This is a genomic window from Roseburia sp. 1XD42-69, from assembly GCF_003612565.1.
GTDB lineage: Bacteria > Bacillota > Clostridia > Lachnospirales > Lachnospiraceae > Roseburia_B.
Map to the genome: position 1 here is coordinate 1 of NZ_RAZG01000116.1, position 6669 is coordinate 6669.

The window sequence follows — 6669 nt, forward strand, 5'->3', positions numbered from 1 at the left end:
GCCCTCCGGGAGAAGATAACGGAATATGCCAGAGAGGATGCGGCGCAGAATGTCTATATGGGAAATAAGTTCCTCGCCCTGCGGAAAAGCGAGGTCGCCAAAGTCGCGCCGGACAGGGTTTCTCCCCGGTTTCCGGCAGATTGGGGAGAGGCTTCATGAATGGCAAAGTTTTCTTTTAGCTGTTTTTGGAAAGAAAGCCAAAGCATAACAGGAAGGCAAGATATTATGAAAAGATTGATTATATTGGTTTTATGGGTGGTTTGTATGCTGGCTTTGCTTGTTGGGTGTTCCAGTCAGGAAAATGAAATAGGAGATATCGATAATCATACGCCGATTGCTTTGTTGGATGATGCGGTTGTTTATAACTATATTGATGATGACGGTGCATTGGTAATTGGACGATATGTTCTTTCCTCAAAAAGGCAATCAGATATCGTAAGTGTGGAAGAGTTTTATATTTCAAGTGGAAAACCTACAGTGATTGATAATTCTGTTATTCTGCCTGTAACCTTAAATACAAACGAACATAAACTTTTGATGGTAAACGCTGATTCTGACACATCTGAAATGATATTTAGCGAATTTAATTCTTATCCAATGGACGCAGTTTCTGTAATGAACACAGACATTTATATGTTAAGCACCATGAAAGATGATGTGGCTACAGCAACTTATATCAGAAAATATAATGAGAATACCGGGGATATGGATATCTGCATTGAAAAACAGTTTACAGATAATACAGGTGAGCAGATAACGACATTTGCCTGTAGCAACGAAAATATTTATGTGCTGGTAAATAATATGGGAGCAGAAAATGATGTTTATATAGAAATTTATGATGATAAAAAATATGATTTACTTGGTAAGCTGTACTTTGATTCTGAATTGAGAAATTTTGTTTCCAATAATGGGATAGTAGAATTTTATTGTTTTGACAGTTACATATACATAAGGAATTTTTCAGATTATGGTGCGATAGGGGAAATAGAAAATAACCAGATAAAAACCTTTCTTAATTTGCCTAGTTTGCGTATGGCTTATAACGGTAAAAATACGCAGGATAATTATTATGGATTTTTTGTAAGAAATGGCAGAGAGCTTTATCTTTTAGATGTTTATTCTGATACTCTATATGAAACCAATTTAGATCTATCACAAGATGAAAGCATTCGTAATGCTATCTCTGATGGAAATAATATATGTATCAGTATTCTTGATGAGAGGGATACAGAGTCTTTTACAACAAAAAAGACCATTATAGTGGATTTCAATGAATTGAAAGAAAAAGCATATCAAACAAAGTGAAAAAGGCTATCCATTATATATCTCCAATAAAACACAGAGAGCAGGCTTCCCCGGTTTCCGGCAGATTGGGGAATCGGGGAGCAGGAAGAAAACCAATAATACACAAACGATAAAAGGGAACCAAGCAGAGATAGAACCATATGCCTGTCTGGTTCCCTTTCTACATATCGGTGCGGGGAGGCGGTGGTGGAAACCAGAAAATAAGTCCGGCTATTGGCCGGAGTTGAGCAAAGGAGGAGGCGGCAGATGGAAGTGATCAAATGCCCCAACCCCAAATGCAGGCGGCGCATTTTGGATGATGAGGGAACTGAAACAGAGTGGACGGTTCTGGAGATTAAATGCCAGCACTGCGGAAAATTGGTAAGGCTGTATTGCGGGCCGGACGGGATTGAAGCGGGTATATACGGGAGGAAAAAACGGCGGAGGTGATTCTGCTGTTTTTTTATGCATAAATGATTAAGGCAGCGCTTTCCGGGCCATACTGGTAACAGGCAATGGAAATTTATGGAAATTTCCACCGATGGGACATTTTATGCAGGATGCATAGCATGGCATTGTCATCCAAAACAGGCTGTGGGAGGTATACGGTATGTGTATGGTCAAATGTCCCGCTTGCAAAGGACGGATCTGCGATTTAATTGCCACCGCAGGAGGGCGCGTAGTCTTAAAGGTCAAATGCCCTGAATGCGGGAGGATAGTCAAATTGGAATGGCTACTACAGGTCACGGAGACAGCTAAATAAGACTTACTACCGAGCGAGTGGGACCAGGGGACATCGAGTCACGAATGGCCGGAGTGAAGCTAGAGACAATGAGCCTTAGCTTACTCCGGCCATTTTTCCATTTTAAATCAATTTCATATCAAAAATAGAAGCGTTTCTGGCTTTACGAAGGCGTAAAGAAAGGAACGCTTTTATGTCTGAAAAAATCATCAGGATCAAGTCAGGGAACGAAGAATTCACAATGAGTGTTACAGAAGAGTCCTATGAGGCGTGGAAGAATAGTGCCTCGGAGGAAGCGGGCATGCGGCGGAGGACAGGATGGCGGAAGGGATGGATGAGATAAGCGTCCTGCGGGAGCGGTACCGGGAAGCCGTGGAGTTCATGGCATGGTTTGGGCCTGCATGGGCGGAGCTGACGGAGGATGAGCGGTATGTGCTGGAATGTTTCTACATGGGAGCGGACGGGTCGGCAGTCAGTGCCGTCTGCGAACGGTTCCAGATTGAGAGGAATTCGGCATACCGCAGGAAGAACCGGGCGCTGTCGAAACTGTCCGTCATGCTGTACGGGAAATAAAAGTGTCCACTTTGCGGGCATGACATTTGGCTTTGGACGTGGTATGCTTATAGCATGAAAAAATGTCAAGAGGGCCTTTGCGGGAGCAATTGGAATCCTGCGGGGGCTTTCTTTATGCCAGAAGGAGGTGAGGCAGATGCCAAGGAAACCGAAGAGGCCGTGTTCCTTCCCCGGATGCCCGAAGCTGACGGACGGGAGGTTCTGTGAGGAGCATGAAAGGCAGGAGAACCGCCGCTACGAGAAGTACGACCGTGACCCGGCTGTACGCCGTAGGTATACGGCAGATGAGGGCCGCTGGCTATGGATATATGAAGATTGCGCAGGAACTTGGCATTTCAGAGAACACAGTAAAATCATTCTGCCAGAGGAAGGGACTGAGTGCGGGGAAAATAAAAGCAGCAGTGCCGTCTGCGGATGGGGATAAGGGTATCTGCCCGTGCTGTGGGGCGGATGTAGGACGGATTTTGCGGACATTCAAAATAAAAATGAATGTGGAGGTAACAAACAATGGCAAAGACGATTTTTGAGGAACTGGGCGGCAAATACGAGCGGCAAGGAGATTATCTAATTCCATGTATAGCTTTACCCACCGAAGAAGAACAGCCGATAGGCATATGGGGACAGCGGCATCTGCACTATCTGAAGCAGTACCGCAAGGTTATATACACCAATCTTCTCACAAGTGGCAGGCTCAACGCTTACCTTGCCGACATCGACAAGCAGGCGCAGGAACGCTTTGAAAGGCTCATAGAGGGCATGAAACAGGCACAGGGCATAACGGAACGCCTAAAGGAAGAAAACGCCTTAGAATGGGTACAACATTTAAATAACATAAGGGCGTGTGCGAGGGAAATTGTGAACGAGGAAATTATTTTTGCATAATAAATTGGCGGCGGAGTAAGGCTCTGTCGCTTTTCTTGTCGGAAGATAAAAATTCATGTTTTATGAATTGATACAGTTCGTTTAAACGGCTATGGTAGATACAGTACAATTTGAGGAGGACAGAAATGTTTGAGTATGTGACGGCACAGGAAGCAGCGGAGCTTTGGGGAATATCGGCAAGGCGGGTACAAAGGCTCTGTAAGGAAAATCGGATTGAGGGCGTATTGAACATCAATCGGGTATGGCTCATGCCAATAAACATTAAAGCAAAATTAGCTTTTCTTGTTTACCCTATACTGATATGGCGGGCGTTAATCAGGATTTTAAAAAGGCTCCTTATCTTTATGAAATCTTCAAAAATGTGCAGTACCCTTTATGTATCAAAATCAAGAAAGGAAATGAAACATTATGGATTTCATATTGAAAACAACAAATCTTTGCAAGAGCTTTGGAAAACATTCCGCTGTAACAGATGTGTCAATTCATGTACGGGAAAATAGCGTATACGGATTATTAGGTCCGAATGGAGCAGGAAAATCTACAATCTTAAAGATGGTAACAGGTATGCTTCATCCTACCAAGGGTACGATTGAATTTGCCAATCACTCATGGAGCAGACAGGATTTAATGCATATCGGAGCTTTGATAGAAAATCCCCCGTTATATGAAAACTTGACGGCGTATGAAAATTTAAAAGTAAGGACTATTTTGTTGGGGTTGCCAGAGCAGCGTATCAATGAAGTGTTGGAGCTTGTGGATTTACAAAACACAGGAAAGAAAAAGGCAGGACAATTTTCAATGGGAATGAAACAGCGGTTAGGCATTGCGGTTGCATTGCTAAACAATCCGTCTTTACTAATTCTCGATGAGCCGACAAATGGATTAGACCCGATTGGAATCGGAGAGCTACGAAACTTAATCCGTCTATTTCCACAAAGAGGAATAACGGTTATATTGTCAAGCCACATTCTTTCAGAAGTGCAGCTTATTGCAGATGACATAGGTATCATTGCAAACGGCAGGCTTGGATATGAAGGTAAAATGCAGCATAGCGAAAACCTTGAGGAATTGTTTCTTAAGGTCGTTGAAGAAAGCAGGGAGGTAATGTGATGAAAGAATATGTATCTTCCGAATGGATAAAGCACAAACGGACTTTTGCAATAAAACTCGTTATTCTCGCCCCTGTTATTACCCTGCTTATGAATGTGTTTGCGCCAATGTGGTATCAGCAAAACGCATTTAACTGGTGGTATGTTTTGCTTTTCCCTGGATTTCTCACTTTGCTTTGCACGATGTGTGAACAACGGGATGGCGGAAAGCTGAAATACAGAAGTCTTATCCCGCTGCCTATAAAACTTAAAAATGCGTGGATTGCAAAAGCAATCGTCATATTGATTTTGGATATTATAGCGAATTTCATTTTTTTAGGGTTGAATATGCTTGGCGGTATAGCGGTTTACTTTATTTATGAAATCCCAATTAGTATATCGCTATTTCAAGCTGCGGCAGGTATTTTTTGTATTATCGTAGCTTCTATGTGGGAAATTCCAATATGTTTGTGGCTGTCGAAAAAGATTGGTGCATTTGCGACGGTTGTAATAAACGCAGGAATAGGCTCAGCCTTGGGCGTAATATTTGCAAACACAAAATACTGGATTTTTTGTCCGTATAGTTGGATGCCACGCTTAATGGTTCCAACAATCGGTATTTTGCCAAATGGAGTGCCTGTTTCTGAAGAAGCAGGAAATTTGCCAGTATCATTGGTTATGGTTATTTTAGCATTGCTGCTTTCTGTAATACTATTTTCAGCTTTAATAAGGCTTGGTGCAAAAGGATTTTCACGGCAGGAGGTAAGACAATGGGAACAGTATTAAGATGTGTCAGAGCAGATTATCTAAAAGCAAAGCGTTCTATGTTGAATGTTATTTATATAATCGTGCCTCTTATACTTGCTTTGGCATTTGCAGGCTATTTTCATATTTCGAGTTGGAACAGAACACTTAAATAAGTGCTTTCTTTGAAATGCTGGGCATAATATATCCTTTTCTAGTTGGAATTATTGTGGGAATTATTGCCCAACGGGAAAGTCAGGCAGGTCATTATCAATTTATACTTAGTACTGTTCCTTCAAGAACGCACATTTATATAGGGGAACTATGTTTTCTGCTGATAAATTCTTTGCTATTTTATACACTTGCAGTCGGCAGTTTTGCCCTTATGTTTCCGTTTACTTCTATAAGCGGATATGTGCAGGTTATAGGGCTTCTGCTTTTATCTTCTACACATATATACCAAATACATTTTTTGTGTGCTTTTATATTTGGTAAAAGTGCTTCTATGGGGCTTGGAATTGCGGGCAGCTTACTATCTGCGATTATGCTCACAGGTTTAGGAGATGTATGCTGGCAGTATATTCCGTGGGCATGGAGCGTTCGGTTTATGGATTTCTGGCTTCTTGCGACTACGAACAAGGATGCTTATTTGCAGAGTTGCAGTACCTTCTATGTTGGAATTATAATAAATATCGTAGCCATACTTGTGCTATTCGCTGTTAGCATTATGTGGATTAGACTATGGGATGGAGGGAAAGAAAATGATTAAAAAATTCCGATTGCTATGCGTATGTCTGATAACTTTAACCATCTTTTTTATGGGTTGCAATAACAGAATATCAGACACGGCGGATAAGAATAATATGTTGAATGACACTCTGCCCAAATACGAACTGAATGTTGCTGATTATAACGAGATAAGTTTTGACAATAAGACATATATCATTACTGAAAAGACAATCTCATATTCAGAGTTAGAGGAAGAAATCGGGCAGGTTTCTCAAAACATTACAACGGTTGAGGGAAATAAATTGCGATATGGATATGTTTATAATATTGATGAAACAACAGATATTGCGGTAAACATCAATGAGAAGTACTATATTGCGGAATTAGCAGATTGATAAAGGAGGTGCTTTGAGTTGGCACGATTGTTAGTAATTGATGATGAGAAAGCCATTCTTGACTTAGTTAAGAATAGCTTGGAAAAGGATGGACATATCGTTACTGTATGCGAAAGTGCGGCAGATGTTACAATAAATACTTTAAAAAATTATGATTTCTTGTGAGTTGTAAGTTATCAATAAAAAAATAACCCTTCCATATGGTTTTATGGTATCCTATAAGTTGCCA

General features: G+C 41.3%; 10 protein-coding genes and 1 pseudogene. All 11 read left to right on the plus strand.

Annotated features, from left to right (window positions below):
- Positions 1-159: 159 nt before the first annotated feature.
- Entirely contained in the window at positions 160-1308 is a 1149-nt protein-coding gene (locus D7Y06_RS23350; protein WP_120409932.1) for a hypothetical protein, read from the plus strand.
- Between the two features lie 246 nt (positions 1309-1554).
- Complete coding sequence (locus D7Y06_RS23355) at positions 1555-1737, plus strand: hypothetical protein (RefSeq protein ID WP_120409933.1); 183 nt, start codon at positions 1555-1557, stop codon at positions 1735-1737.
- Between the two features lie 673 nt (positions 1738-2410).
- Positions 2411-2602, plus strand: a complete 192-nt coding sequence (locus D7Y06_RS23360; RefSeq protein ID WP_147415761.1) for a hypothetical protein — start codon at positions 2411-2413, stop codon at positions 2600-2602.
- A 184-nt stretch (positions 2603-2786) separates the two neighbouring features.
- Positions 2787-2879, plus strand: a pseudogene (locus D7Y06_RS28450) (HNH endonuclease); the annotation flags it as partial.
- 230 nt (positions 2880-3109) lie between these two features.
- On the plus strand, positions 3110-3484 hold the full coding sequence (locus D7Y06_RS23375) for a TnpV protein (protein WP_120409936.1): 375 nt from the start codon (positions 3110-3112) through the stop codon (positions 3482-3484).
- A gap of 125 nt (positions 3485-3609) precedes the next feature.
- Entirely contained in the window at positions 3610-3984 is a 375-nt protein-coding gene (locus D7Y06_RS28705; protein ID WP_330566583.1) for a helix-turn-helix domain-containing protein, read from the plus strand.
- Complete coding sequence (locus D7Y06_RS23385; protein WP_016219408.1) at positions 3893-4594, plus strand: lantibiotic protection ABC transporter ATP-binding protein; 702 nt, start codon at positions 3893-3895, stop codon at positions 4592-4594. The genes D7Y06_RS28705 and D7Y06_RS23385 overlap by 92 nt, the downstream gene beginning before the upstream one ends.
- Positions 4594-5358: a lantibiotic immunity ABC transporter MutE/EpiE family permease subunit gene (locus tag D7Y06_RS23390; protein ID WP_243119479.1), complete on the plus strand. Its 765-nt coding sequence runs from the start codon at positions 4594-4596 to the stop codon at positions 5356-5358. The genes D7Y06_RS23385 and D7Y06_RS23390 overlap by 1 nt, the downstream gene beginning before the upstream one ends.
- Before the next feature lie 130 nt (positions 5359-5488).
- A complete protein-coding gene (locus D7Y06_RS23395; RefSeq protein WP_305793781.1) occupies positions 5489-6085 on the plus strand; it encodes a lantibiotic immunity ABC transporter MutG family permease subunit in 597 nt (198 codons plus the stop codon).
- A complete protein-coding gene (locus tag D7Y06_RS23400) occupies positions 6078-6440 on the plus strand; it encodes a NisI/SpaI family lantibiotic immunity lipoprotein (RefSeq protein ID WP_016219411.1) in 363 nt (120 codons plus the stop codon). Before D7Y06_RS23395 ends, D7Y06_RS23400 begins: the two co-directional genes overlap by 8 nt.
- A gap of 18 nt (positions 6441-6458) precedes the next feature.
- Positions 6459-6605: a hypothetical protein gene (locus tag D7Y06_RS26225; RefSeq protein ID WP_158591475.1), complete on the plus strand. Its 147-nt coding sequence runs from the start codon at positions 6459-6461 to the stop codon at positions 6603-6605.
- The last annotated feature ends 64 nt before the right edge of the window (positions 6606-6669 follow it).

Coding starts and splice junctions, on each gene's coding strand:
- D7Y06_RS23350 (WP_120409932.1), top strand. CDS start 160: ATGGCAAAGTTTTCTTTTAGCTGTTTTTGGAAAGAAAGCCAAAGCATA.
- D7Y06_RS23355 (WP_120409933.1), top strand. CDS start 1,555: ATGGAAGTGATCAAATGCCCCAACCCCAAATGCAGGCGGCGCATTTTG.
- D7Y06_RS23360 (WP_147415761.1), top strand. CDS start 2,411: ATGGCATGGTTTGGGCCTGCATGGGCGGAGCTGACGGAGGATGAGCGG.
- D7Y06_RS23375 (WP_120409936.1), top strand. CDS start 3,110: ATGGCAAAGACGATTTTTGAGGAACTGGGCGGCAAATACGAGCGGCAA.
- D7Y06_RS28705 (WP_330566583.1), top strand. CDS start 3,610: ATGTTTGAGTATGTGACGGCACAGGAAGCAGCGGAGCTTTGGGGAATA.
- D7Y06_RS23385 (WP_016219408.1), top strand. CDS start 3,893: ATGGATTTCATATTGAAAACAACAAATCTTTGCAAGAGCTTTGGAAAA.
- D7Y06_RS23390 (WP_243119479.1), top strand. CDS start 4,594: ATGAAAGAATATGTATCTTCCGAATGGATAAAGCACAAACGGACTTTT.
- D7Y06_RS23400 (WP_016219411.1), top strand. CDS start 6,078: ATGATTAAAAAATTCCGATTGCTATGCGTATGTCTGATAACTTTAACC.